The 25,147-nt window shown below is 69.5% G+C and carries 19 protein-coding genes and 2 tRNA genes; 8 read left to right on the forward strand and 13 right to left on the reverse strand.

Annotated features, from left to right (window positions below; translation table 11 throughout):
* Window positions 1-429 precede the first annotated feature (429 nt).
* The 5 genes from C5E10_RS16405 to C5E10_RS16425 form a co-directional block, all read right to left on the reverse strand.
* The gene (locus C5E10_RS16405) at window positions 430-1,296 is read right to left on the reverse strand and encodes a Cof-type HAD-IIB family hydrolase (protein ID WP_104332548.1); all 867 of its coding nucleotides are present in this window, start codon (window positions 1,294-1,296) and stop codon (window positions 430-432) included.
* Between the two features lie 125 nt (window positions 1,297-1,421).
* Window positions 1,422-1,495: transfer RNA gene (locus tag C5E10_RS16410), tRNA-Met, on the reverse strand.
* Between the two features lie 35 nt (window positions 1,496-1,530).
* Window positions 1,531-1,602 (reverse strand) — tRNA-Thr (locus C5E10_RS16415).
* A gap of 96 nt (window positions 1,603-1,698) precedes the next feature.
* A complete protein-coding gene (locus tag C5E10_RS16420) occupies window positions 1,699-2,958 on the reverse strand; it encodes a M23 family metallopeptidase (protein ID WP_146080317.1) in 1,260 nt (419 codons plus the stop codon).
* Window positions 2,959-3,243: 285 nt separating this feature from the next.
* Window positions 3,244-4,029, reverse strand: coding sequence for an inositol monophosphatase family protein (locus tag C5E10_RS16425; RefSeq protein WP_374953522.1), 786 nt, complete (start codon window positions 4,027-4,029; stop codon window positions 3,244-3,246).
* A 205-nt stretch (window positions 4,030-4,234) separates the two neighbouring features.
* Here C5E10_RS16425 and C5E10_RS16430 point away from each other — a divergent pair, with 205 nt between their 5' ends.
* Genes C5E10_RS16430 through C5E10_RS16440 form a run of 3 tightly spaced genes read left to right on the forward strand, consistent with a single transcriptional unit; the run spans window position 4,235 to window position 8,027 of the window.
* Window positions 4,235-5,020: a DeoR/GlpR family DNA-binding transcription regulator gene (locus C5E10_RS16430; RefSeq protein WP_104332551.1), complete on the forward strand. Its 786-nt coding sequence runs from the start codon at window positions 4,235-4,237 to the stop codon at window positions 5,018-5,020.
* On the forward strand, window positions 5,017-5,994 hold the full coding sequence (locus C5E10_RS16435) for a 1-phosphofructokinase family hexose kinase (protein WP_104332552.1): 978 nt from the start codon (window positions 5,017-5,019) through the stop codon (window positions 5,992-5,994). The genes C5E10_RS16430 and C5E10_RS16435 overlap by 4 nt, the downstream gene beginning before the upstream one ends.
* On the forward strand, window positions 5,991-8,027 hold the full coding sequence (locus tag C5E10_RS16440; RefSeq protein WP_104332553.1) for a fructose-specific PTS transporter subunit EIIC: 2,037 nt from the start codon (window positions 5,991-5,993) through the stop codon (window positions 8,025-8,027). Before C5E10_RS16435 ends, C5E10_RS16440 begins: the two co-directional genes overlap by 4 nt.
* Window positions 8,028-8,143: 116 nt before the next feature.
* Here C5E10_RS16440 and nhaA read toward each other — a convergent pair whose 3' ends face one another.
* The 3 genes from nhaA to C5E10_RS16455 form a co-directional block, all read right to left on the reverse strand.
* The gene (gene nhaA / locus C5E10_RS16445) at window positions 8,144-9,469 is read right to left on the reverse strand and encodes a Na+/H+ antiporter NhaA (protein WP_104332554.1); all 1,326 of its coding nucleotides are present in this window, start codon (window positions 9,467-9,469) and stop codon (window positions 8,144-8,146) included.
* Window positions 9,470-9,703: 234 nt separating this feature from the next.
* Window positions 9,704-12,727: an aminotransferase gene (locus C5E10_RS16450; RefSeq protein WP_104332555.1), complete on the reverse strand. Its 3,024-nt coding sequence runs from the start codon at window positions 12,725-12,727 to the stop codon at window positions 9,704-9,706.
* Between the two features lie 94 nt (window positions 12,728-12,821).
* Window positions 12,822-13,439 (reverse strand): TetR/AcrR family transcriptional regulator, encoded by a 618-nt coding sequence (locus C5E10_RS16455; protein ID WP_104332556.1) that lies wholly within the window; start codon window positions 13,437-13,439, stop codon window positions 12,822-12,824.
* Between the two features lie 178 nt (window positions 13,440-13,617).
* On the opposite strand from C5E10_RS16455, the gene C5E10_RS16460 reads away from it, so the two are divergent.
* Together C5E10_RS16460 and C5E10_RS16465 are read left to right on the forward strand one after the other, a co-directional pair.
* On the forward strand, window positions 13,618-15,201 hold the full coding sequence (locus C5E10_RS16460; RefSeq protein ID WP_104332557.1) for an amidohydrolase: 1,584 nt from the start codon (window positions 13,618-13,620) through the stop codon (window positions 15,199-15,201).
* A 34-nt stretch (window positions 15,202-15,235) separates the two neighbouring features.
* Window positions 15,236-16,636 carry an APC family permease gene (locus tag C5E10_RS16465; protein ID WP_104332558.1) on the forward strand — a complete coding sequence of 467 codons (1,401 nt, stop codon included), beginning with the start codon at window positions 15,236-15,238 and terminating at the stop codon, window positions 16,634-16,636.
* A gap of 56 nt (window positions 16,637-16,692) precedes the next feature.
* Here C5E10_RS16465 and C5E10_RS16470 read toward each other — a convergent pair whose 3' ends face one another.
* From C5E10_RS16470 to C5E10_RS16485, 4 genes are all read right to left on the reverse strand, one after another.
* The gene (locus tag C5E10_RS16470) at window positions 16,693-18,273 is read right to left on the reverse strand and encodes a GMC oxidoreductase (RefSeq protein WP_104332559.1); all 1,581 of its coding nucleotides are present in this window, start codon (window positions 18,271-18,273) and stop codon (window positions 16,693-16,695) included.
* Between the two features lie 49 nt (window positions 18,274-18,322).
* The gene (locus C5E10_RS16475) at window positions 18,323-19,825 is read right to left on the reverse strand and encodes an MFS transporter (protein ID WP_104332560.1); all 1,503 of its coding nucleotides are present in this window, start codon (window positions 19,823-19,825) and stop codon (window positions 18,323-18,325) included.
* A gap of 161 nt (window positions 19,826-19,986) precedes the next feature.
* Window positions 19,987-20,817: a hypothetical protein gene (locus C5E10_RS16480; protein WP_146080318.1), complete on the reverse strand. Its 831-nt coding sequence runs from the start codon at window positions 20,815-20,817 to the stop codon at window positions 19,987-19,989.
* Entirely contained in the window at window positions 20,814-21,854 is a 1,041-nt protein-coding gene (locus C5E10_RS16485; protein WP_104332562.1) for a Gfo/Idh/MocA family protein, read from the reverse strand. The genes C5E10_RS16480 and C5E10_RS16485 overlap by 4 nt, the downstream gene beginning before the upstream one ends.
* A gap of 111 nt (window positions 21,855-21,965) precedes the next feature.
* Between C5E10_RS16485 and C5E10_RS16490 the strand changes: the two genes are divergently transcribed.
* The 3 genes from C5E10_RS16490 (at window position 21,966) to C5E10_RS16500 (ending at window position 24,817) form a co-directional block, all read left to right on the forward strand.
* Window positions 21,966-23,243 (forward strand): ROK family protein, encoded by a 1,278-nt coding sequence (locus C5E10_RS16490; RefSeq protein WP_104332563.1) that lies wholly within the window; start codon window positions 21,966-21,968, stop codon window positions 23,241-23,243.
* Between the two features lie 159 nt (window positions 23,244-23,402).
* Window positions 23,403-23,804 (forward strand): hypothetical protein, encoded by a 402-nt coding sequence (locus tag C5E10_RS16495; RefSeq protein WP_104332564.1) that lies wholly within the window; start codon window positions 23,403-23,405, stop codon window positions 23,802-23,804.
* Window positions 23,801-24,817, forward strand: a complete 1,017-nt coding sequence (locus tag C5E10_RS16500; RefSeq protein WP_104332565.1) for a TIM barrel protein — start codon at window positions 23,801-23,803, stop codon at window positions 24,815-24,817. Before C5E10_RS16495 ends, C5E10_RS16500 begins: the two co-directional genes overlap by 4 nt.
* 93 nt (window positions 24,818-24,910) lie before the next feature.
* Here the strand turns inward: C5E10_RS16500 and C5E10_RS16505 are convergent.
* Window positions 24,911-25,147 (reverse strand): sugar phosphate isomerase/epimerase (locus C5E10_RS16505; RefSeq protein WP_219820373.1); only part of this gene is annotated, 237 nt, incomplete at its 5' end.

Raw genomic sequence — 25,147 nt, forward strand, 5'->3', positions numbered from 1 at the left:
AATATGTTTCCAAAAGGAATCCTTACCCCCTCCAAAGGAAGAGGCACGGGATCAAATTGGCATTTGACATAGTGCACGCTGTTGAGTTCTCAAGAATCGGACGCTTCTCGTTTCCGGCCTGTTCGACCATCTCCCGAGAGCAACCTCTCTAACCTACATCAGGTTTGGAACCTTGTCAACTTGGGCTGTGCGAGATTCGCAATTGCCACTGGACATTCCAGGTCCTGATGTTCAGTTTCGTTGTGCTCCTTCAAGCCGATTTCCCGGCCGCTCGGAAGCAACCTGTGTAACTTACCCTCGCGCCGAAGCCGGGGTCAAACCAGGCCGCAGCCCGGGCGTGTCGCGCACAGGACGGGACGCTGGCTCGGCCGTTGAATTCCGAGCTGGAGCGCCGAGCCGAGCTACGTTGCCCGCCTGACGAAGGGCAACTCAGCTCAGGGCAGCCGCATCCGCCGTCACGAGCCCGTGGCGCGCAAACGCGTCGAAGATGCCGTTCTCCAGCACCGTCGACGTGACTTCGTCCGCAAGCTCCTGCAGCTCAGGGGCGGCGTTGCCCATCGCGATTCCGACACCGCACACCTCGAACATCTCGACATCGTTCCAGCTGTCGCCGATGCCGATCGCATCAGCGCGGTCGAGTCCCAGGTGCTCGAGCACCTTCTCGATCGCGGCACCCTTCGTCGTTCCACGCAACCCGATCTCGCCGTCCGAACCGCCGGGCAGGGGCATGCTGCCGCGCACGATGTGGAATCGCTCGCCGAACTCCAGCCGCGCCCGCTCCACAGCACCGGCCTCCTCGGTGAAGAAGACGGCCTTCGCGATCTCGTCGAGCGGAGCATCTTCGATTGGTTCTGCAGAGAAGCCAGCCTGCGGCGCCGTCTGCGGCTCGGACTTGTCGACACGGGCAGCCGCGAGGTGCTCCTGGATGGCAGCTCGAGTACGCGCCGAGGCGTACACCCGCCGGTTGGTCTGCAGGAGGTAGTGGAGCTCGTGCTCCTCGAAGTGCGCGAGAAGCGCGTCGAGCTCTGCCCTCGGCATGGTCTCTCCGTGCACGAGCGCGTCGCCCACCATGGCGAACGCACCCCCGTTCGTCACGGCGCCGTCGAATCCGATCTCGAGAACCGACTCGGGGATGTGCCCCGCTGCCCGCCCCGTGCACAGGTAGACGAGGTGGCCAGCAGCACGAGCCTCTCGAATCGCTCGAACCGTGGAGGGCGCGATCCGGCGACCGTGGTCGAGGATCGTGCCGTCGACATCGAGGAAGGCGATCTTGAGAGTGGACGAGCGTTCTGGCATGTGACCTCACGATGATTCAGCGGAGAGGGGACTCGGCCACACAAGCCTATGCCGCCCGGAACGCAGAGGCCCCTGCCGGAATGCAGAAGACCCGGCAGCCAGAATGGCAACCGGGTCCTTATCTGTAGCTGGAGAGAGATTCGAACTCTCGACCTCACGATTATGAGTCGTGCGCTCTCACCAACTGAGCTACCCAGCCATGGGTGTCGAGGATGCTTTCGCACCCAAGATCAGAGCCCCGAGTCGGGTTTGAACCGACGACCCCTTCCTTACCATGGAAGTGCTCTACCACTGAGCTATCGGGGCAAGATGCCAATCGAGCTTGTGGCTCGGAATGGCACCAGATGAGGATAGCACCTCACGGAACCCCGTGAGAACACCACCCTCGTGGTGTGCCGCGTCTTACGCGCCCGCGCTTTCGCCGGGCATCGTGACGACCGTGGAAACGTTGTTGAACTGCGTGAGGAAGGCGATCGGGTCGATCTTGTTGCCATCCGCCGTGTGCACCTCGAGGTGCAGGTGAGGGCCAGTGGATGCGCCCGTGTTCCCGACCTTGCCGAGCTCGTCGCCGACCTTGACGACGTCGCCGACCTTGACGCCGATGGAGCCGGTCAGCATGTGACCGTAGACGCTCTCGTAGCTCTGGCCGTTGATGACGTGCTGCACGATGACGTGCACGCCGAGTCCGCCGTTGTCGGTCGGGGTGACGCTCGTGACCGTACCGCCGGCGATCGCGCCGATCGGCGTTCCCTGCGCAGGTGCGAAGTCGATACCCATGTGGTTCGTGCTGCCGATGCCGCCGGGCGAGACGCGAGGACCGAAGTCGTCGGTGATGGCGACGCCGACCGGGAAGGGCCACTGGACCGTCGAGGACAGGTCGTTCTTGTAGGTGCCGCGGTCGACGAGGCTCATGAGGTTGGCCGCCGTGGCCGACCCCATTGTCGTGACGGCGTAGGCGTCTTCGCGCTCGACAGTGGTGGCTTCGCCGCCGGCGACCGTGAGGGTCTGGCCGGGGACCGAGGAGACGGCGTCGGCGAGCGCTGCTGAGCTGTCGCCCGCGACCTGGTCTTCCTGCGTGGAGGTGGCGTTCGCGGGCATCGTCGAGACGACGGCGATGGTTGCGGCGAAGCCGAGCGCCGTGACGCCAGCTGCACCGCGGAGGAGCGCGCCGCGCTTCTTGTGCGACTTCTCGGAGTTCTTGACGCGAACGAGTCCGCGACGTCCTGTCTTGCTGTCGACCTCGGGGCGGAGCGCCTCTTCGTTGCGAGCGAAGCTCAGCGGAACCTCGAGCACGGCGACCGAAGCCCGCTCGATGCGTGCCGTCGACTCGGTGTCGTCCGAACGGATCTGGGCAACCTCGGCGATGCTCGGCGTGGAGATGGACGCCGGGGCCGGGGCGGGTGCGGAGACGACCGGAGCGGTCTCGGCCTGGACGGCCGAGACGATCTTCGGCGCGAGCGCTGCCGTGATGACTGGGGCCGAGGCGACAGGAGTCGTCGTGCGCTCCGCCTCACGCCGAGCGCGGCGCGAGCTGAAGGCTTCGGGAGTTGCCGCCGGTGCGATGGTCGCGAGCGATGCGAGACGCTCTGCTTCGCGGAGTTCTCGACGGGTCATGGGCGCCGGCAGAGCCTGCTCCTGGCCCGATGTGAGAAGGGAAGTCAACGATTCATATCCTTACCGCGGTTTATAACGAACTGGTAAATAGTAACGCGCAGGTCACGGAAACTTCAAGGTCTCCAGGGAATCCTCCTCGGCCACAACCGGGCGAGACGGCTGCGGCTCGGGCCGTCTCGCCCGGAACCACGCGGGAGACGGGCAGGAGGAGGCGTCCTCGATCGCGTCCGAATTCACCCCGTACCCGGGCGAGCCGAACGCAGCCTGAGCCGTTACCGAGCACCCCGAGCCGTCAGGAGCAGTGCGCAAGGGAGCAGCGCGCGAAGGGCAGCACTACTCGTCGGTCAGGACCCTGACGTAGCGAACGAGCTCCTGCTCCAGACCCGGCCTGGCGGCGATGATCAGCCGCCGCCCCTCGCGCCCGAGCCCCTCACCCACGACAACCGCACCCGCCTCGCGCGCAACCAGAGCAGCACCGGCGTGATCCCAGGGGTTCAGCCCCGACTCGTAGTACGCATCCAGCCGGTTGATCGCGATGTTGCAGAGGTCGAGGGAAGCGGCCCCCACGCGGCGCAGGTCGCGCACGCGCCCAGCCAGCGCCATCCACTGCTCCGCCTGCTGCACCCGGCGCTCGGCGGAGTAGCTGAACCCCGTGCCGACAAGAGCGAGCTCGAGCGGAGGGGCAGCATCCACGTGCAGCCGCCCGCCGTTGCACCACGCGCCCTGGCCACGCACGGCCGTGAAGGTCTCGCGCCCCTCGGGGTTCACGACGGCCGCGGCGAGGGTCGTGAAGCTCGAGGGCTCCGACCCCGGGTCGCCGACGACCACGGCGACGCTCACCGCGTAGTTGGGGTAGCCGTACAAGTAGTTGACGGTGCCATCGATGGGGTCGACGACCCAGGTGAGCCCCGTCGTGCTCGCAGACGCGTCCGATTCCTCGCCGAAGAACCCGTCGCCGGGGCGCAGTCCCTCGAGACGACGACGGATGTGTGCCTCCGATTCCCTGTCGGAGGCGGTGACGATGTCGACCGACGACGACTTCGTGTCGGCGACGGCTACTCCCTCCAGGCGGCGAGCGGCCACGAGCTCGGCAGCCTCCGTCGCCACGGTCACCGCGATGTCGAGGAGCCCTCGGAGCTGTTCGGCAGTGAACTGGTCGGCGTCGTGAACGGTCTGAGCATCGTCGAGTTCTGGCACGCCCTGGAGCGTAGCAATGCCGGACCACGAGCGCGTTTCTGTGTTTATCTTTGCTTCTCTTGTTTTACGTCCGTTTGCCGCGTACGCTCTCCACCAGAACCAACACCCGGATCGCACAGGAGCATCCATGTACGCAACGGAGCGGCACGCGCTCATCCTCGAACGCATCACGCAGCACGGGAAAGTCGCCGTGCGAGAACTCGCGAGCGACCTCGACGTCACCCCCGAGACCATCCGCCGAGACCTCGACCAGCTCGAACTGGAGAGCCTCGTCAGGCGAGTCCACGGCGGCGCCGTCGGCAACTCCCTCGGCAGCCTCGCCGAAACCGCAGTCGCCGAACGCCAGCCCCTCAACCACGACGCCAAGGTCCGCATCGGCGAGGCCGCCGAGCGGCTCATCCCCCGCGGCTTCAACGGATCCATCCTCATCGATGCCGGGACGACGACCGCCGAGATCGCCGCCGCCCTCGTCCGACGCCCCGCCGACGAACTCGCGAAGCTGCAGGTCATCAGCAACTCGCTCCCTATCCTCGCGCTCCTCGCCGCACGCAGCGAACTCACCACGATCGCCATCGGCGGTCGCGTGCGAGGCCTCACCAGCGCCGCCGTCGGCCCCAACGCCCTCACGCAGCTCGCCGCGCTCCGCCCGGACCTCGCCTTCATCGGCACCAACGGCATCAGCGCCGAATTCGGGCTCAGCACCCCGGACCCGGACGAAGCGGCCGTGAAATCCGCCATGTGCCGAGGCGCCAGACGCGTCGTCGTCGCCGTCGACGCCTCCAAGTTCGACCAAGACGCCCTCACCCACATCGCAGCGCTCTCCAGCGTCGATGCACTGGTCACCGACCAGCCCCCGCGGACGGCACTCGCCGCCGCGCTCACCGAGAACGACGTGGAAGCAGTGCTCGCATGATCGTCACCGTCACCGCCAACCCGGCAATCGACAGAACCCTCGCCCTCCCCCACGAGCTCGCTCGCGGCGACGTCCAGCGCCTCACCGGCAGCGAATCGCAGGCAGGCGGCAAGGGCATCAACGTGTCCCGCGCCCTCCGCGCCTCCAAGCTCGACAACCTCGCCGTCTTCCCGGCCTCCGCCGACGACGACTTCACGAACCTCGTCGAAGCCGAAGGCCTGCGCATGCTGCCCGTGCGCATCGAAGGCGGAGTGCGCACCAACTTCGCCATCACCGAGAGCGACGGAACCACCACCAAGCTCAACGAGCCAGGGCCCCACCTCAGCGCAGACGAAGCAGACGCCCTCGTCGCAGCCGTCATCGCAGCATCCCGCGACGCCGAATGGCTTGTCCTCGCCGGCTCCCTGCCACTCGGCCTCGACTCCTCCTTCTACGCGGCCCTCATCGAAGCCGTCCGCGCAGAGCTCGGCGAGGCCGCACCACGCGTCGCCGTCGACAGCTCCGACGCACCGCTCAAGGCGCTCCTCGCATCCGGAACCCGCGTGCAGCTCATCAAGCCGAACGCCTTCGAGCTCGCCGAGCTGAGCGGCATCGCCGACGGAGACGCCCTCGAAGCCGACCCGCAGCTCGCCGCCGACGCAGCGGGCTGGGCCCTCGAGCACGGAGCCGACGCCGTCCTCGCCACCCTCGGCGGAGCAGGCGCCATCTACCGCGACGCCACGACCAGCCTCTTCGCCGCCCCGCCACCCACTCGCGTGCGCAGCACCGTCGGAGCAGGCGACTCGTCGCTCGCCGGCTACCTGCTCGCGAGCGTCACCGGGGCACCCCCCGAACGCGCCCTCGCCCAAGCCGTCGCCCACGGAAGCGCCGCCGCTTCCCTGCCGGGCAGCGGAGTCCCCTCCCCAGAACAGACCCGACCGGACCTCGTCCGCATCACCCACCTCGCAAGCAGCACCAAGGAGAACGCATCATGACCACCTACATCACGCCAGGGCTCGTCGCCCTCGACGTCGACCTGGGTGCGGACAAGACCGATGTCATCCGCAACCTGGCCGAACGCGTCGTCTCGCAAGGCCGCGCGACCGACGCCGCAGCGCTCGCCGCCGACGCCCTCGCCCGCGAAGAGCAGGGCGCCACGGGCGTCCCCGGCGGCATCGCCATCCCCCACTGCCGCTCCGGCGCCGTCACCGAAGCCACCCTCGCCATGTCGCGCCTCACGCCAGGCGTCGACTTCGGCGCTCACGACGGCCCGAGCGACCTCGTCTTCTTCATCGCGGCCCCGGACGGTGCCCACGACGAGCACCTCCAGATGCTCTCGAAGCTCGCCCGCTCCCTCATGGTCCCCGAGTTCAACGACTCGCTCCGCGCCGCGACCACCCCGGAAGAGATCGTCGCGATCGTCGAGAAGGCACTCGAGCCAGAGGAGGAGAAGCCAGCAGCGGCACCCGCACAGGCAGCCCCCGCCGCGAGCGGCGCATCCACCGGCCCCGTCATCGTCGCCGTCACCTCCTGCGCCACCGGCATCGCCCACACCTTCATGTCCGCGGATGCGCTCACGGCGAAGGCCAAGGAGATGGGCATCGAGTTCTACGTCGAGCCGCAGGGTTCCTCGAAGGTCACCCCGCTCGACCCGGCCATCATCAAGCGCGCTGACGCCGTCATCTTCGCCAACGACGTCGACGTACGCGACCGCGGCCGGTTCGCCGGCAAGCCCGTCGTGCAGTCGCCCGTGAAGCGCGGCATCGACCACCCGGACGAGCTGCTCAACGAGGCCGTCGCCGCCGCCAAGGACCCGAACGCGAAGCGCGTCCCCGCAGCGGATTCCAGCGAAGCCTCCGAGAACACCGCAAACGAGGGCGTCGGCGCCCGCATCAAGCGCTGGCTGCTCACCGGCGTCAGCTACATGATCCCGTTCGTCGCAGGTGGCGGCCTCCTCATCGCCCTCGGATTCCTCCTCGGTGGCTACGACATCGTCAGCGATGGCCGCAACACGGACATCATCCTGCAGAACTCCCTCTTCAACCTGCCCCCGGACGAGGCAACCCGCTCGGGCCTCCTCGTCTACCTCGGCGCCGTCGCATCCGCCATCGGGCAGGCCTCGATGGGCTTCCTCGTGCCAGCCCTCGCCGGCTACATCGCCTACGCCATCGCAGACCGGCCGGGTATCGCACCCGGATTCGTCGCCGGTGCCGTCGCAGGCATCATGGGCGCCGGCTTCATCGGCGGCATCGTCGGTGGCCTCATCGCAGGTGGCGCGGCCTACTGGATCGGCTCGTGGAACGTACCGCGATGGATGCGCGGCCTCATGCCCGTCGTCATCATCCCGCTGATCGCCTCCATCATCGCCTCCGGACTCATGGTCATCCTCCTCGGCGGACCCATCGCGGCCCTCACCAACGGCCTCAACAGCTGGCTCACGGGCCTCACCGGTGCAAGCGCGGTCCTCCTCGGCATCATCCTCGGCACCATGATGTGCTTCGACCTCGGAGGCCCCGTCAACAAGGTCGCCTACGCATTCGCCGTCGCCGGCCTCGGTGCGGGTTCGTTCGACAACCAGGCACCGTGGATGATCATGGCAACCGTCATGGCAGCCGGTATGGTCCCGCCGCTCGCCATGGCACTCGCGACGTCCATCGCGCCCCGCCTCTTCTCCCCCGTGGAGAAGGAGAACGGTCGCGCGGCCTGGCTGCTCGGTGCCGCCTTCATCTCCGAAGGCGCCATCCCGTTCGCAGCAGCCGACCCGCTGCGCGTGATCCCCGCGAGCATGCTCGGCGGCGCGGCAACCGGCGCCATCACCATGGCCATGGGCGTCACCTCGCAGGCACCCCACGGCGGAATCTTCGTGTTCTTCGCCATCGGCAACCTGCTCTGGTTCGTCCTCGCCATCATCATCGGCATGGTCATCTCGGCACTCACCGTCGTCGCCCTCAAGAAGTGGGTGCGCAAGGCGCCCGTCGACGCCGACGTGCCGGCCGCCGCATCGCTCCAGGGCGAGATGGCGCACTAGTCCACGAACGCCGGGTGCGGAGGCCAACGCCTCCGCACCCGGCCCCCACGAGGCCGGGCCCGCATCCACTGTCATGTGGATGCGGGCCCGGCCTGTCTGTGCTCGGAGCTCGGCGGTCAGCTCTCCTTGGTGTGCGGCTGTGCATCACGCCCGTCGACCTGCGCGTCGATGGCAGCCTCGTCGGCTTCGCTTCCGATGGGCGTCCGGTCAATGTCGGGGATACCGTCCTCGTTCATGTCGTCGTTGCGAGCGCGCTTCGCGTCGTGGCGCAGGGTGATCGCAGCCAGCACCGCCGCGAGGAGGCTGCCACCGAGCACCGCGAGCTTCGCAGCCGCCGTGTGCTCCGAGTCGGGGAACGACAGCTCGGCGATGAGCAGGGAGACCGTGAAGCCGATTCCAGTGAGGAAGCCCACTGGGAGCAGGTCTCTGACGCCGATCGCGTCGGGGAGGCGGAGCGGTGTGAGCTTCACAACGAGTGCGGTCATGCCGAGCACGCCGATGAGCTTTCCGAGCACGAGCGCCGCTGCGATCGCGACGAACACGGGCTGGGAGAGCACCGCCCCGAGCCCATCTCCATCCACGATGTTCACTCCGGCGGCGAAGAACGCGAAGACGGGCAGTGCGAAGCCCGAGGAGAACGGGCCGATCTTGTCGCCGAACCGGTGCGTGCGCGAATCGGCTTCACCGTGGATCTTCTTGGACGGCACGCAGAAGCCCAGGAGCACTCCCGCGATGGTCGCGTGCACGCCTGCCTCGTGCATGAGCACCCAGGCGACGAGGGCGATCGGCAGCAGCAGCCACCAGGAAGGCCGCTTGGAGCGGACGACCAGCAGGAACACTGCGACGGCGACGAGCGATCCGAGCAGCGCGAGCAGATTGATGCCCGCCGTGTAGAAGATGGCGATGATGACGATCGCGAGCAGGTCGTCGACGACCGCGAGTGTCAAGAGGAAGGTGCGCACTCCCCGTGGAAGCCCTCGCCCGAAGATGGCGAGGACTCCGAGTGCGAAGGCGATGTCCGTCGCGGTCGGGATCGCCCAGCCGTGGAGCGCCGAGGTGTCACCGAGGACGGACACCGCGATCACGTAGAAGATGGCCGGCATCGCCATTCCCGCGACAGCGCCGAGAACGGGGACAGCCGCCTCCTTCGGCTTGCGGAGACTGCCCGAGACGAACTCGTGCTTCAGCTCCACGCCCACGGTGAAGAAGAAGACCGCGAGCAGGCCGTCGGCCGCCCACGTGGCGAGCGACAGGTCGAGGTGGATGGCGGCGGGCCCGATCGTGATCGCGCTGAGCGCCTCGTACCCGCCGCGCCACGGCGAGTTGGCCCAGATGAGGGCGATTGCGGCGGCGAAGAGGAGAAGCGCTCCCCCAGTGGTCTCGCGCATGATCCACGCGTTCAGTCGCGCGAAGCCGGTCGGTCGTGTGGCGGGTGCTGTCATGGTTCTCCTGACGTCTGAGACCGGCCGGCGAATCGCGACTCGGCCGCCGACCAGACTTCCCGGCACACCGAGAGTAGATCCTACCGCCAAGCACTGCTTGCCGGAGTGCCGCTCTGAAACGCCGCGTCGGAACACCGCGCCGGAATCGCTGCCAGCCGAAGTGCCGCTCCGAAGGCGGCGTGAGGGGGACTTCGACTGGCAGTGATCGCCCTGGCCGGGCAGTGAGCGCCACGACTAGAGGCCGCGCGTGAGGACCTCATCGAGCGTCGCCACGAACCTGTCCGCGCTCTCCTTCGTGAAGCAGAGCGGGGGCTTCACCTTGAGCACGTTCCCGCGGTCGCCCGTGGGCTGCACGATGACGCCGAGCGCGAGCATCCGGTCGCAGAGCGCCTGCGTCTCGGAGGTGGCGGGCTCGAGGGTCTCGCGGTCGCGCACGAGCTCGATGCCCTGGTAGAGCCCTCGCCCGTGCAGCGCCCCGATGAGGGGCTGTCGTTCGGCGAGCGCCACCAGCTGCTCGCGCAGGTAGCCGCCGACCTCGTGCGCGTTCTCCTGCAGACGGTCGTCGCGCATGATGTCGAGCACGGTCACGCCGAGCTTCGCGCTGAGCGTCGAACCGCCTGCCGACGAGAAGAAGGTGCCCTGGTCGGCGAGGGCCTGCGCGATCTCGGATCGCGTGATGACGGCACCGAGCGGATGCCCGTTGCCCATGGCCTTCGCGACGGTCACGACGTCGGGAACGATCGGATCGCCGCCCGGCCCCGCGTGCTGCTCGAAGCCCCAGAACACGTCGCCCTGGCGTCCATAGCCGACCTGGACCTCGTCGGCGATGACGGCGCCCCCGCCGGCGCGCACGGCGTCGTAGACCGCGGCGAGGTAGCCGGCGGGCACCTCGATGGCGCCAGCGTTGCCGTTGCGGGGCTCGGCGATGAACGTGCCGATGGGGGTGCCGGCCGCGGCGAGGCGCTCGATCTCCGCGATCGCGTCGGCCGCATAGCGCTTGCCGGCGTCCGCTCCGCGGTGGGTGCCGCGGTACGCGTTCGGGGCGTCGAAGGCGTGCACCCAGGGGGCGCGGAGCTCGGCCGCGAGGGGGTTGTCGGAGGTGGAGGTCGAGACCGCATCCGAGGCGTAGGACCAGCCGTGGTACGACTCCTCGACGCAGGCCACGTCGTCGCGGCCCGTGTAGGCCTTCGTCAGCCGCAGCGCGAGGTCGACGGCCTCGGTGCCGCTGTTGACGAGCAGCACGGTGTCGAAGCTGTCCGGGAGCGTCTCGAGGAGGCGCTCGCTGAACTCCGCGACCGACGCGTAGTTGAACCGCGAGTTGGTGTTGAGCATGCGCCACTGCTGGGCCACCGTGTCGGCGAGCACGGGGTGCCCGTGACCGAGCGCCGTCACGTTGTTGACCATGTCGAGGTAGTGGCGGCCTTCGGTGTCGATGAGCATCTCGCGCCAGCCGCGCTCGATCTGCGGCGGATGCACGTAGTAGTGACCCTGCAGCGGCGCGTAGGCGTCGAGTCGCGCGCGGAGCGTCTCGTCGGCCCCGGCCCCGCCGACGCTGCTCGGAGCGAGCCCGATGAGCTCGCTCGGGTCGCCGAGGACGGCGAGCCAGGCCGGGAACTCCTCGCCCGACACGAAGCGTGGCAGGGGCGCCGCAGCGGCATCCAGTGCGGAGACCTCGCCCGCCTGGAGCGTGACCTGCGCCCAGCCCGCGATCTCGGCGAACGGCTCGCCGGACTCGACTCGAGTCGGCGCGGCGGCGCTCTCGCCGTCCAGCGCTCGCGCTTCCGTGAGCCCACGGGCGCCCGCGATGACGATGGTGCGCGCGCCGTCGGAGATGGTGACGTGGCCCTCGGCCGCGGAGACGAGCCCGCCGAAGGGCGCCGTGAGCGCGAGGTCGCTCGCACTGTACAGTTCGACCCCGGTCGCGACGTTGACGGGTGCGTCGCGGGAGACCCCGAGCGAGCGCGTGAGGCGGGCCTCCCCGAAGCGGGTCGCTGCGACTCCGCCGCTGCGGGCGGCGAGCAGGAGCAGCTGCGCTTCCGCGTCGGCCCCTTCCTCACCGAGCCAGGATCCGTCGCGCAGCGCCGTGCTCGTGTGGTCGAGGGTGATGACGCGGGCGCGGCGGGCGAGGTCCGGGTCGAGGAGCGTGGCGCCGCCGGCAGCCGAGGAGCTGGGGCCGGCTGCGGCCTCGCGGCCGAGAGCGCGGCGGATGGCGGCCGTCGCTACCCGCGCGTCCAGGGCTGCGGGGACGGCGAAGATCGTCCACTCCCGTTCGAGGGCAGCCTCGGCGTAGTCGTTGCCATCGTCGATGGCGACCTGCTGCAGCCCGCTGACGACGAGCGCCGCGCCGCGGAGCACGATGAGCGGCCAGAGCGCGTCGATCTCGGCGTCGGTGAGGGGCACGACCGCGTCGAACGCGCGGATGAGCGGCAGCACAGCGAGTGGTCGCGCGGGGTCGTGGTGGAACACGGCCGTGCAGGCCACGGCCAGCTCGGCGACGCGCCATCCGGTGCCGACGTCGCCGAAGTCGATGATGCCGGAGAGCTCGGGGCGGCCGAGCGCGCCGGAGGTCGCGACGAGGTTGTCGTCGGTGAGGTCTCCGTGGATGGCCTGCAGGGGCAGCTCGTCCTTCAGCGGCGCCAGCGCCGCCGCGGTCGCCTCGAGCGCGGCGAGGACAAGCGCCTGCCGCTCGGGGTCGGTCACGTGGCCGATGAGCTCGTCGACGAGCCGCTCGCCGACGCGAAGGTCCCACTGGAGCTCGCGTTCGAGGCCGGGATGCTCGAAGCCGTCGAGCGCCTGGACGACCTGGCCGACGAGCGTGCCCATGGCTCGGATGGTCGCCGCCGAGAAGTGCTCGAAGTCGATGAGCGGCGTGCCGTCGACGAAGGTCAGGAGGCGGATGCTGTGGGGTGCGCCGTCGACGTCGGCCGTCTCGATGTCGAGGCCGCCGAGGCTGGCGACGGGGGCTGGCGACGGGTGGCCCGCGGCGTGCATGCGCCGCATGGCCTCGTTCTGCGCCTCGATCTCGTCGCGGCGCACCGCCCGGTTGCTGACTTTGAAGAGCACCTGACGGCCGGCGGGCCGCGCGGGCGAGGCTGGCTCGGTGAAGAGGAAGTTGCGGTCTTGCTGACTGCCGAGCTCGCGCACCTCACCGCAGACCCCGTAGAGCTCGGCTGCGAGGCGACGAACCTCGTCGATGGCGATGTTCGGGCGCGGCAGGCCCTCAGAGAACGATGGAAGACCTGCGTGGGATTCGAGCATGGCTACTCCTCTTCGAGTCGGCGACCGGCGAGCGGTCAGATCAGTGCAAGTGCAAGTGGATGGATGCGGGCGCCGCCGCGCGTGACGGGTTCCGTCACCGCGCCAGGCCGCGCACGAGTGCCGCGAGACCGAGCTCGAAGGCCGGGCCGGCGACGGGGTCGTCGAGCCCTTCCCTGGTCACGCGCGCGACGGCGGAGGCGAAGGCGGGCACCTCGCTCTCCTGACCGCTCGGGTCGAAGAAGACGCTCGGGCCAGACATGTCGAGCACCGAGCCGAGGATGAACGACTCGTAGGCCGTGAGCATCCGCACGATCTCCTCCTCCGGCCAGCCCGCGGCGAGCGCGCCCCTCGTGAAGCTCTCGTGCACGCGGAGGATCGCGGGAGAGCGCACCTGCGACGACATGAGGAGGGGGATGCTGCGCGGATGCGCGGCGAACGCGTCGCGGTAGGAGTGCGCCCAGACGAGGACGGCGTCCTCCCATGGCAGCCGGTCGAACGCCTCGCCGTCGATGCGGCCGCAGATGCGCGTGCGCACCTCCTCGATGAGCTCGAGGCGAGAGCCGATGTGGTTGTAGAGCGACGACGGGGTGACGCCGAAGAGCGACGCGATGCGGCGCATGCTCACGGCTTCGGAGCCTTCCCTGTCGATGAGGCGCACAGCAGCCTCGACGATGCCGTCTCTCGTCAGGATGCTCGTTGTGGGTCGCCCCATATCTCCGCCTTTCGCTGCGTCGAGGCTCAGCGGCCTGTTCCGGAGACCGTCTCGGCCGCACGCGTGAAGAGCGTGTTACGGCTTCGTTTCGAGGCCCGGATCCTGCGTTTTCTCACTCTAGCGTCATGAAAACGAACGGTGTACGTTTACGTCACTCGTTCAATGGAGAAGGAGACCGATGCGTCACATCGAATTCACTGGCGGCACGATCGGAGTCCCCCACGGGACACCCGATGTGACGACCCTCGTCGTGCACGACGGCACGATCGTCACAGCGAACGGCAGGTCAGCTGCCGGGCGCACCGAGCGGATCGACCTCGCCGGCGGGTACCTCGGCCCCGCGTTCGGAGACGGCCACGCGCATCCGCTCTTCGCCGGACTCGAGCTCCAGGGGCCGCAGATCCGCGGAGCCGGAAGCGTTGCCGACATCGTCGAGAGCGTGCGGCTCTGGGCGGATGCGCACCCCGAGGCCACCTGGATCGTCGGCGGCAGCTACGACTCGACGCTCGCCCCACTCGGCCGCTTCGACGCGGCCTGGCTGGATGCCGCGGTGCCCGACCGCCCCGTCGTGCTGCGCTCCTGGGATTACCACTCCGCGTGGTGCAACACGGCGGCCCTCGAGGCGGCAGGCATCACGGCCGACACGGTCGACCCCGAAGACGGGGTCTTCGTGCGCCGGGAGGACGGCACCCCGCTTGGCACGCTCCTCGAGTCCGGGGCTGTCGAGCGTGTCCTCGGCCGCGCCCCGCGGCGCCCCGTGACCGACGGAGTCGAGGCGCTGCGCGCATCCACCGCGGTCCTCGCCTCCCTCGGCATCACCTGGGTGCAGGAGGCGTGGGTCGAGCCGGCGGACATCGAGGTGTGGGTCACCGCCGCCGAGGCGGGCGCGCTCTGTGTCGACGCGGACCTCGCACAGCGCGCCGACCCGAAGGCGTGGCCGCAGCAGCGGACGCTCCTCCGCGAGCGCCGCACCCGCATCGAGGCGGCGCCCGGGCTCACGGCGCAGACCGTCAAGTTCTTCCTCGACGGCATCATCGAGAACCACACCGCTCACCTGCTCGAGGACTACGCCGATGCATGCACGCGCGGACTTCCCGTGTGGCACGACGGCGAGCTGCAGCAGGCGGCGCTCGACGCGCACGAGCTCGGCTTCGACCTGCACCTGCACGCGATCGGCGACGCCGGCGTGCGTTCGGCCCTCGGCGCGGCGCGGCGCATCCGGGAGCGCCCGGACGGCGCCGACCGGCGCATCACGATCGCCCACGTCCAGCTGCTCGACGACAGCGACCTCGACCGTTTCACCCAGCTCGATGTGACCGCCTGCTTCCAGCCACTGTGGGCCACCGCCGACGAGGTCATGGTGCAGCTCACCCTGCCGCTGCTCGGCCCGGGGCGGGAGCTGCACTACCGGATGCGGTCGCTGCTCGAGAGCGGTGCCCGCCTGAGCTTCGGCAGCGACTGGCCCGTCACGAGCCCGGACGTGCTCGCGGGCATCCGCACCGCCGTGACGCGGCAGAACCCGGACGGCACACCGCTCGGCGGGTGGCATCCCGCCGAGCGGATCTCCGTCGACGCGGCCCTCGAAGCCGCGACGTCGGCCGTCGCCTACCAGGCGAGGGCAGAGACGACGCGGGGCACCCTCACTCCTGGCTCCCGCGCCGACCTCGTCTGGCTCTCCGCAGACCCGCGCGACGTCGCCCCTGATCAGCTCGGCGACATCACGGTGCTCGGCACCTGGCGCAACGGGCAGCGCACCTTCTGACCTCTTTGATCGACCCCTCACACCAAGGAACCCCATGACCGCGAACTCAGCCCCGCACTCCCAGGGCGTCACCCTGAAACGCGCCCTCGGCATCCCGGCGCTCATCATCTTCGGCCTGGCCTACATGGTCCCGCTCACGGTCTTCACGACGTACGGGCAGGTGACGAGCATCACCGAGGGCCACCTGCCGGCGGCGTACCTCATCACCCTCGTCGCGATGCTGCTCACGGCGTGCAGCTACGCCGTGCTCGTGCGCGAGATCCCCCGCGCGGGCAGCGCGTACACGTATGCCCGGAAGGCGTTCGGCGGGCACGTCGGGTTCCTGACGGGGTGGACGCTCATGCTCGACTACCTCTTCCTCCCCCTCATCAACTACCTCCTCATCGGCATCTACCTGAACGCGCAGTTCACGGCGGTCCCGATCTGGGTGTTCACGCTCGCGTCGATCCTCATCGTGACGGCGCTCAACATCGTGGGCATCTCGATCGTGAAGAACGCGAACCTGTTCCTCGTCGGGGTGCAGCTCGTGTTCGTCGCCGTGTTCCTGGTCGTGGCGGTCGTCTACGCGGCGAACAACCCGGGCGCTTCCCTGCTGCAGCCGCTCTACGACACGGGGATGAGCATCCCTGCCCTCGCGAGCGGTGCCGCGGTCATCGCCCTGTCGTTCCTCGGCTTCGATGCCATCTCGACACTGTCGGAGGAGGCGAAGGATGCGCGGCGCACGGTGCCGCGCGCGATCCTCATCACGACGGTGCTCGGCGGGCTCATCTTCACGGCCGTCGCCTACGCCGGCCACATCATCCAGCCGGCCTGGCAGGACATGGCCGACCCGGATGCCGCGGCCGTCGAGATCATGCGCATCGCGGCGGGCCAGTGGCTGGAGATCTTCTTCCTCGTCGCCTACATCGCGGGCTGCGTGGCCGCGGCCATGGCGTCGCAGGTGAGCGTCTCCCGCATCCTGTACGCGATGGGCCGCGACGGGGTGCTGCCGAAGAGACTGTTCGGAGCGTTCAGCGAACGCTTCCGCACGCCCATCGGCGCGACGATCTTCGTCGCCGTCGTCTCGCTGCTGGCGCTGGTCGTCGACCTCGCGACGATCGCGTCGCTCATCAGCTTCGGCGCGCTGGCCGCCTTCTCCCTCGTCAACCTTTCTGTCGTGAAGTTCTTCCTCTTCGACCGGAAGGAGCGCGGCGGCAAGGCGGTGCTCGTCTACGGGGTGCTGCCCATCCTGGGCTTCGCGATGACGGTCTGGCTCTGGACGAGCCTCTCGGGCCTCGCCCTTGTCGTTGGCCTCAGCTGGTTCGCGATCGGGCTCGTCTACCTCGCGTTCCTCACGCGAGGGTTCCGTCGCCAGCCGCCCGAGATCGATTTCGAGGCCGAGAACGCGGCGCTGGATGCGGAGCACGCCATGACGACGCGCGCCCCGATCGCCTAGCCGGGTCGCTGCGGCGGTGGGGCGCGGGGCTCGCGAGGAGCTCCGCGCCCCACCGTCTACGCCAGTTCTTCCGCGAGCTTCCTGGCTCCGCGGACCGCGATGGCGACGCTCATGAGGGTGGGGTTCATGGTCGTCGCGGTGGGGATGAGGGCGTTGCCGCCGACGTAGAGGTTGCCGATGCCCCAGACACGCGAGTACGGGTCGGCGACGGTGGTGCCGTCGTCGTTCGCGCCGGCGCGCATCGTGCCCTGGTAGTGGAGGCTCGAGCCGTTGGGGAGGAGGCGCGGCTCGGCGATGAACGTGCCGAGCGCTTCGCCGGCCCGGCGCAGGTGCGCCTCGCCGTCGGCGATCTCCGCTTTCTCGACGTCGGTGAGCGCGTACTCGACGGTCATGTTGGGGAAGCCGCGGTAGTCGAGCTCGTCGTCGTGGAAGGTGATGCCGTCTTCGACGCGCGGATGCTTGCGCATGCCGTACCCCATGTTGACGTAGCCCCAGCGGTTGCCGGCGTGCGGATGCGCGGGGTCGAGCGGGAATGGAGGGTTCTCGGCGTACATGACCTGCAGAGAGAAGGGGTGGTCTGGCTCGGAGAAGGGGATGCGGTTGACGGCACCCACCGGGTCGGCCGGGTTGAGGGCTCGGCGGGCGAGCTCCTCCTCGAGGTCGGCGTCGGTGGCGAAGCGGCTCATGCCGGCGGGGTCGAGGGCGACGGTCGAGATGACGACGGGGTGCTCGGTGAGGTATCGGCCGAGAGCTGCCGGGCGGATGCCGGATGCCCAGAGGAGCTGCGGGGAGCGGAACGCGTCGGCCGCGACGACCACGGCATCCGCGGGGAAGAAGCTCGTCGCTCCGGTGCGGAGGTCTTCGACGGTGACGCCCGTGACGCGGGCGTCGGCTCCGTCGCCGTCGCGCTCGACGCGGCGCACGAGGTGGAGGTCGCGCAGCTCGAAGCGCTCGGCGAGGGGGTTGCCCGCTTCGACGAGCGGCCCGAAGACGACGTCGGCGCCGGCCCAGCGGACGGTGCCGTCGGGCTGCGCGTCTCCCGCGACGGGGAGCGTGCCCGGGCCGAAGCCCTCCGGCAGCTCGGCGGCGAACTCCTCGGAGAGGATCGAGCGGATGGCGCCGCCGACGCCGGAGTCGGCGAACGCGGCGGACTGCACGTGCAGCAGCCGCTCTGCGTTCGCGAGCAGGTCATCCCATTCGCCGCTCTCGATGAAGTCGACGCGTTCGCTGAACTCGGGGGCCGGTGTCGCGCAGGTCCAGTGCGCGCCCATGCCGCCGACGTTGGTCGACGCGGCCGCCGCCGGGAACGTGTCCGTGTGGGCCGACCCCTCGCCGCCGAAGTCGAGGAGGTGCGTGCCCTGGCGGGCCGTGAACATGCCCTCGACGACAGCCGACTTGGGGATGCCCAGCGAGTCGCGGAAGTCGCCGGCCTGCGGCCCCTGCGACCGCTCGCGGGCGCGCTCCTTCTCGTCGGGGTCGGCGATGTTGCGCACGCTCTCGCCCGGGATGTCGGTGAGCTGGGGGCCCGCCTCGAACATGGTGACGCGCACGTTCGGGTTCTGCTCGAGGAGGGTCCGCGCGTAGGCGGCCCCGATGGGTCCGCTGCCGACGATCGCGACGACTGGATTGGTGGTCATGTGCTTCCTCCTTGGAAGAGCGGCTGGTGAGTGGATGCGGCGGACGCGGTCAGGCGCGCGACGCCGGGATGCTCTGCGGTTCGACGACGGGGATGCTCCCCGTCTCGTTGGACAGGCGACCGGGCGGCAGCAGCAGTGCCGCGACGAAGCCGACGGCATAGGCGATCGAGAGGCCGATGAAGATGGGCGCGAACACGTCGCGGTAGATCTCTGCGACGGTCGCCTGGAAGGCGGGGTCGCTCGCGTGCACGAGCTGCGGGGTGAGGTTGGCGGCGTCGAACCCGATGGGGAGCAGCGCCGCGACACCGGCTCCGATCACGCCGCCGATGATGGCGGTCGTCACGGTGGAGCCGACCTGGCGGACGATGTTGACGCTCGCGGTGACGGCGCCCGTCGCGTTCTTGGGGGCGGCGCTCTGCACGACGGCGACGATGAGGCTCATGAAGGAGCCCGTGCCGAGGCCGACGCCGAACATGACGACCATGGGCACCCAGAGCGGGAGCCCGACGGGGAGCGTGGCCATGATGAGCAGGCCCACGGCGCCCAGGGCGGTGCCGACGATGGGGTAGACGCGGTAGCGACCCGATCGGCTGGCGAGGAAGCCCGTGAGGAGGTTGCTCACGAGCATCCCCATGACGGTCGCGATGGGCACGAGCCCGGAGACGGTCGCCGTGGTGCTGTAGGCCATCTGCACGTAGGTGGGCAGGTAGGCGGTGATGGAGAAGAGGCCGACGCCGATGATGGCGGAGAGTGCCGTGCCGGCCGCGACGGTGCGGTTCTTGAAGATGTGCAGGGGCACGACCGGGTTCTCGGCGCGCACCTCCGCCCAGAAGAAGAGCGCGAACGATGCCAGAGCGACGCCGAAGGCCGAGAGCGCTGACGTGAGGAGCTCCGCGTCTGAGACCCAACTCACGCCGAGCACGAGCGCGACGAGCGCGATCGTGAAGGCCAGTGAGCCGAGCACGTCGAAGCGCGGGGCGGACGTGCGGGGGATGCTCGGGATCGCGACGAGCGCGAAGATCAGCGCGGCGACGCCGACGGGGAGGTTCACCCAGAACACCCACTGCCAGCCCCAATTGTCGGCGATGAGGCCACCGAGCAACGGGCCGATGAGGATAGCGACGGGGAACGCGGCTCCGATGACGGCCATGTACTTGGGCCGGGCCCTCGGGCTCGTGACCTGGGCGATGATCGTCTGCGACATGAGCTGCAGGCCCGCCGAGCTCATCCCCTGGAAGACGCGGGCGACGATGAGCAGGCCCATGTTCGGCGCGAAACCGCAGGCGAGCGAGGCGAGCAGGAAGAGCACGAGGGAGGTCAGGAAGACCGCTCGGGGGCCGACGATGTCGCCGAGCTTGCCGAGCACGGGCAGGAGGACGGTGCTCGCGAGCGTGTAGCTGACGACGACCCAGCCCATCTGCTCGAGCGCGCCGAGGTCGCCGGCGATGGTCGCGAGCGACGTCGAGACGACCGTGTGGTCGAGCGCGCCGAGGAAGGAGACGGTGAGGAGGGAAGCAACAAGGAGGCGGAGTCTCGCCGGTGAGAGTGGCATAAAAGGGCCCGAACGATCGGACGATCTACGCGACATGGTGTGCCTCCGGCCGCTGCGTCGCGACCGGTGACGGGTTCGTGGAACCCCTGCGTCGAGGTCAGCCTACCCAGGCTTATGTCTGAAATCAACTAAAGAGTGTCCACGAGCGGCAATTGCAGACGTCACGCCGACGAGCACCCGCGTTCGATCTCTCCACTCAGCTCGAGATCTTCGAGCAGGCACGACAGCTCATCGGGCCAGTCGGATGCACGCGGCGCCTCGAGCGCCCACCGCAGCTCCCGACGGGCACGGCCCTCGAACGCCTCCCGGACGACTCGCTCCCCCTCCGCGGAGCGGCTCGTGAGGCGTGCGACCCCAGCCCCGGAATCGATGGCGACCTCGACCTCGACCGCGCCGAGCGCCGAGACTCGCAGCCACGGCACCCCCGCGGCCGGGGCCCAGGAGAAGAGGACGGGGATGCCGTCGTGCGATTCGAGCAGAAGGGACACGGTCGGGCCGCCGTCGTTCTCCGGATGCGCGGATCCCAGCCCGAGCTCACCCCCACCGGCCAGGACACGCACCCAGCCGAGCGCGTCCCGCAGCACCCCGCTCAAGGACGGACCGCCAGCCTCGACCGTGACGAGGACAGCCTCCGCCCCGGGCGGGGCCACGAGCGCCCGAGCCGCTTCCACGAGATCTCTCGGGAGGAAGCGCCGCGCAGTCAGAACGGGCGCGCCACCTGCTGGCAGCCGAACGCGGCGACCGACATCGGGCACGACGGCCTCGTCGACGACCACACCTCGGGCGCCATCGGCCAGCGCCGCCTCGACCGCGGACAGCCAGCCCCCGGAACTGCGAGCGTCGATCACGACGACCGCGCCGGTCGCGCTCGAGGCGAGCTGCGCACTCAGCGGCAGCTCGGCAACCGCGACGCGATAGGACGCCAGCCGGTCACCATCCACCCCTCGCGGGCCCGGCACACTCGACACCAGGACGGGAATTCGAAGACTCACGACGAAGCCCCCTCGATGTGGGCGGCGACTGCCTCGGCGAGCACGATGGCGTAGCGCGTGTCCTCGAGCTGCTCCTCGTACTCGAGCGGCGCCTCACCCGAGAGCAGCTCGGCAAGCGCCAGCCATTCCGCCTCGTAGCCGTCGAGCTGTGACCTCGGGGGCACCGCGACCCCACCTTCCGGCCCGCGAACACTGACACTCGCCGCACCGTCGTGCACAAACGCCGGCGGGAAGTCGACGTCGACGCGCGACTCCCCCGCCGAGACCGTGAGACGCCAGCGAGCATCCCCCCCCCCCTCTGCGCGCATGACGGCACCGAGTTGCACTCGGGCGCGGCCCGCTCGGTACCCGACGGCATAGCCGAGCGGTGCGACGAAGCGAGCGAAGTCGACGCCATCGAACCCCGGCACGAGATCGCGGATGGCGGGCAGTTCATGCACCGCGAGGCCGGCGACGAGCTGCCGCACGATGCCGGCCTGCACGTGTGCGGGCAGTCCAGACGGGGGATGTCGAACTGGAGACCCGCCACCCTCGGCGAACTCGGTGACGAGCCGGTGGTACTGCCCGTTCGGCGGGAGCGACAGCGTGACCCGCACGCTGTCGACGGGCACCCGCAGCTCACCGATGAGCCGTCGCGCCTGCACCCAGCCGGGGTCATAGAGGTGGTTGGTGCCGATGAGCAGCGCCACTCCCCGATCCCGGCAGGCGACGACCAGTGCTTCCGCCTCGTCGACGGTCGTCGCGAGCGGCTTCTCGCACAGGATGCCAGCGACCCCCGCATCGAGCGCGGCACGCACGTGACTCGCGTGCTCGGCCGGCGGCGAGCAGATCAGGGCCAGCTGCACCCGTTCGTCCTGGAACACCTCGCCGACGCCGGAGCTGCCGCGCGCGCCGATGCGCCGAGCGAGCTCGTCCGCACGGCCGCTCCCCGAGTCCGCGATGTGGACAACCCGGAACAGCTCGGGGAGACGCGCGAGCGTGGGGAGGTGGAGCGCGGAGACGCCCGGCCCGGCCCCGATGACGCCGACTGACCACATGCAACCACTTCCTTGTGCGCTTTTGTATGTTTGATGCAAAAGTTTGCTGTGCACGAACGTATCTGGGCGTTCCCTGCGGCGCAAGGTCGACATATTGGGTACAGTTCGGCCATGAGAGAGTCAACGTTGCGCTTCGGTGCCCAGACCGATGAGGTCACGAGCCTTCTCCGAGTCGTCAACCTCGTGCGCATGGGCGAGGCACTGACCCGCCCGCAGATCGGCACCGTCACCGGCCTCGGCCGTGGCGTCGTCACCCAGCGCGTCGAGCAGGCCATCAGCATGGGCTACCTGGAAGAGGGCGACGTCGGCCCCTCCTCAGGAGGGCGAGCCCCACGCACGCTGCGCTTCCGAGGAGAGAACGGACTCATCGTCGTCTGCGCCCTCGGCGCGCTCCACATCCACGTCGGCCTCGCACAGCTCGAAGGCGATGTCATCGCACAAGCGCACCTCGACTGGGAGATCTCGCGCGGGCCAGCCGCAACCCTCGACGCGGCTCTCGAGCTCGTCGAAGAGCTCCTCGCCGCAGACACCCAGAGCCGAGGCAGCGAGCTCCCCGTCTGGGGCATCGCGGTCGGTGTCCCTGGCCCCGTCGACTTCGAGTCCGGCAGGCCCGTTGCACCACCCATCATGCCCGGGTGGAACGGCTTCGACATCCGCCGCCGCTTCGAGCAGCGCTTCGACGCGCCCGTCTGGGTGGACAACGACGCCAACCTGCTTGCGCTCAACGAACGCACCAACCGCCAGGTCCCGTCGGTCGATCTCATCTACGTCAAGGTCGGCTCGGGAATCGGCGCCGGCCTCGTCTCGCGGGGGCGCATCCACCGTGGCGCGAACGGCGCGGCGGGAGACATCGGGCACGTGAAGGTGTTCGGGTCGACCTCGCAGTGCCGTTGCGGGAAGATCGGCTGCCTCGAGGCGGAGGCTGGCGGATGGGCCCTCGTTCGGGATGCCCAACTCGCGATCGAAGCCGGTGACGACGGGCTCCTCGCGCGACGCTCGAAGGAGGGCGAGGAGCTCAACCCGGAGCTCATCGCACTGTGCGCCGAAGACGGCGACGCGCTGGCGATCCAGCTCGCGCAGCGCTCGGCGAAGATCATCGGCGAGTCGATCTCCGCGCTCGTCAACATGTTCAACCCGAAGGTCATCGTCGTCGGCGGCGCCCTCGCCTCGGCCGGCGAGATCTTCCTCGCCGAGGTCCGGCAGCGCGTCTACGAGCACTCGCTCCCACTCGCGACCCGCGACCTCAACATCGTGGTCTCGGCGAACGACGTCCGCGAGCCACTGCGCGGGGGTGCCGCGATGGTGCGCGAGCAGCTCTTCGAGGAGACGTTCACGCGCTGGTTCGCGGACGGGCGCCCCACGATCGCGGGGCTCGCCCTCGGTCGCTGACACCAGCGCGCCACTGCGGGCACACCTGGTACCTCTGTTACTTCTTCCGATTTTCGACATAAGCCTGTAGGTTCACTCCTAAAGCCGGTATCGGCCGTCACAAAGGAGTGTCATGCCCAGAATCGACCCGCGCAGCCCCGACCGCCGGGGAGCACGCCCGTGAGCCTCGCGATCCTGCTCGACGACGCCCTCCGCAGCGATGGCGATGGCTTCTCGCTGCGAGTCTCCCTGCCCTGGATCCGCTCCCTCCCCCTCGCCAGCCTCCACGAGCTGCGCGTCACGATCGACGGACAGAGCGCACCGCTCCCCGAGCTGGCGCCCAGCCCCACGTGGTGGTTCGTGCAGGACCGCATCGTCGTGCACTCGACCGTGCGGCTCGAGCCCGGCCAGCACGAGGTGCTCGTGGGCTTCAAGCTCCTCATCCCCAATATGGGCGCAGGACCGAACCAGCCGCTCATCCTGCCCTTCGCCGCCGCCCGGCGCCTGGAACTGGACGCGCCGCTGGCACCGCCGCGCGCATCCCGCGACCTGCCACTCGAAGCCGTCGGGAGCCCCGCGTGAGCGCGCAGCTGCCCGAGGGATGGACGCTCGCCGCCTCGGCGTTCAACTGGTCGCCCGAGCTCATGGTCGCCGACCGCACCTCCCCAGAGATCGCGGCCGCTATCGGGGCATCCGGCGTCGCGAACGTCATCGAGCTGGAGGCCGCCCAGACGTGGCGCACATTCCCTGATCCGTCGGATGCGGAGACCTCCAGCATCCGCTCCGCCCTCGACGCCACGGGCACCTCGGTGAGCATCGTCGGCGCGAGCCTCGACGACTGGCTCACGGCCACCACACGCCGGTCCGAGGACGAGCGCTACGAGTTCCTGCTCCCCCAGCTTCGGGCAGCCGAGCGGCTCGGCGCGGAGGGCATCCGACTTCCGCTGGGACAGGCGGGCCCCGCCCTCCTCGAGCGCCTCCTCCCCCGCCTGCACGAGCACGGCCTCACGCTCTACGAGGAGCTGCAGGGCCAGCAGTCGCTCGACAAGCCGCAGAACGCGGCGGCCGTCGAGGCCGTCGCGGCGGTCGACGACACGACCATCCGCCTGCTCCTCGACATCAGCATGCTCATGCCGTCGCTGCCGCCCAGCTACCTCGCGAGGCTGCGTGCGGGCGGGGTGGATGCGTCGCTCGTGGACGCGCTCGAGCACGACTGGCGGAGCCCGGCGACGCTCGACGCCGTCCAGGCCGCGCTTCGCGGCGGGACCGTACCGCCGCAGGTGCACACCCTGTTCATGAACCTCGTCATCCGCTTCGGGTGTTCGGACGCGCGCGAGCTGCGCGAGATCCTGCCCCTCGTCGGCGGCGTGCACCTGAAGTTCTGGGACCTCGACGACACCGGCGGCCGCGTCTCGAACCCCATCCGCGAGATCTCCGCCGAGCTTGCCGCCGTCGGCTTCACGGGCACGCTCTGCAGCGAGTGGGGCGGCCACGAGTGGATCGACTCGCTCATACCGGAGCAGGCGACCCGCGCCCACCTGGCCCTCGCCCGCGAGGCCATCTCGGAAGGCGCCTCCACGCCGGTGACTGCCTGAGCTGCCCAGCCCACGCAGAGAAGTGCGGCAGGTGCATGCTCCAGTTCCCGGGAGCATGCATCTGCCGCACTCTTGTGGCCGGGCAGGGGCTGCTTAGTCCTGCTTCGTGGAGAAGGCCGAGTCGAACGCCGCCTCCGACGGGCGATACGTGGAGAGCTTGCGCACGAACCCCAACGCCTCGGGAGCGCCCACGAGACGGTCCATACCCGCGTCCTCCCACTCCACCGACAGCGGACCCTCGTAGCCGATCGCGTTCAACATGCGGAAGCAGTCCTCCCACGGCACGTCCCCGTGCCCGGTCGAGATGAAGTCCCAACCCCGCCGCGGGTC

Source organism: Pseudoclavibacter sp. RFBG4, assembly GCF_002931515.1.
Classification (GTDB): Bacteria; Actinomycetota; Actinomycetes; order Actinomycetales; family Microbacteriaceae; genus Pseudoclavibacter.

Bases quoted from the DNA above. Each gene is read 5' to 3' on its own strand.
- C5E10_RS16455 (WP_104332556.1), bottom strand. From the start codon at position 13,439: ATGGGGCGACCCACAACGAGCATCCTGACGAGAGACGGCATCGTCGAG.
- C5E10_RS16435 (WP_104332552.1), top strand. From the start codon at position 5,017: ATGATCGTCACCGTCACCGCCAACCCGGCAATCGACAGAACCCTCGCC.
- C5E10_RS16485 (WP_104332562.1), bottom strand. From the start codon at position 21,854: ATGTGGTCAGTCGGCGTCATCGGGGCCGGGCCGGGCGTCTCCGCGCTC.
- C5E10_RS16470 (WP_104332559.1), bottom strand. From the start codon at position 18,273: ATGACCACCAATCCAGTCGTCGCGATCGTCGGCAGCGGACCCATCGGG.
- C5E10_RS16460 (WP_104332557.1), top strand. From the start codon at position 13,618: ATGCGTCACATCGAATTCACTGGCGGCACGATCGGAGTCCCCCACGGG.
- C5E10_RS16450 (WP_104332555.1), bottom strand. From the start codon at position 12,727: ATGCTCGAATCCCACGCAGGTCTTCCATCGTTCTCTGAGGGCCTGCCG.
- C5E10_RS16490 (WP_104332563.1), top strand. From the start codon at position 21,966: ATGAGAGAGTCAACGTTGCGCTTCGGTGCCCAGACCGATGAGGTCACG.
- C5E10_RS16405 (WP_104332548.1), bottom strand. From the start codon at position 1,296: ATGCCAGAACGCTCGTCCACTCTCAAGATCGCCTTCCTCGATGTCGAC.
- C5E10_RS16430 (WP_104332551.1), top strand. From the start codon at position 4,235: ATGTACGCAACGGAGCGGCACGCGCTCATCCTCGAACGCATCACGCAG.
- C5E10_RS16475 (WP_104332560.1), bottom strand. From the start codon at position 19,825: ATGCCACTCTCACCGGCGAGACTCCGCCTCCTTGTTGCTTCCCTCCTC.
- C5E10_RS16440 (WP_104332553.1), top strand. From the start codon at position 5,991: ATGACCACCTACATCACGCCAGGGCTCGTCGCCCTCGACGTCGACCTG.
- C5E10_RS16465 (WP_104332558.1), top strand. From the start codon at position 15,236: ATGACCGCGAACTCAGCCCCGCACTCCCAGGGCGTCACCCTGAAACGC.
- nhaA (WP_104332554.1), bottom strand. From the start codon at position 9,469: ATGACAGCACCCGCCACACGACCGACCGGCTTCGCGCGACTGAACGCG.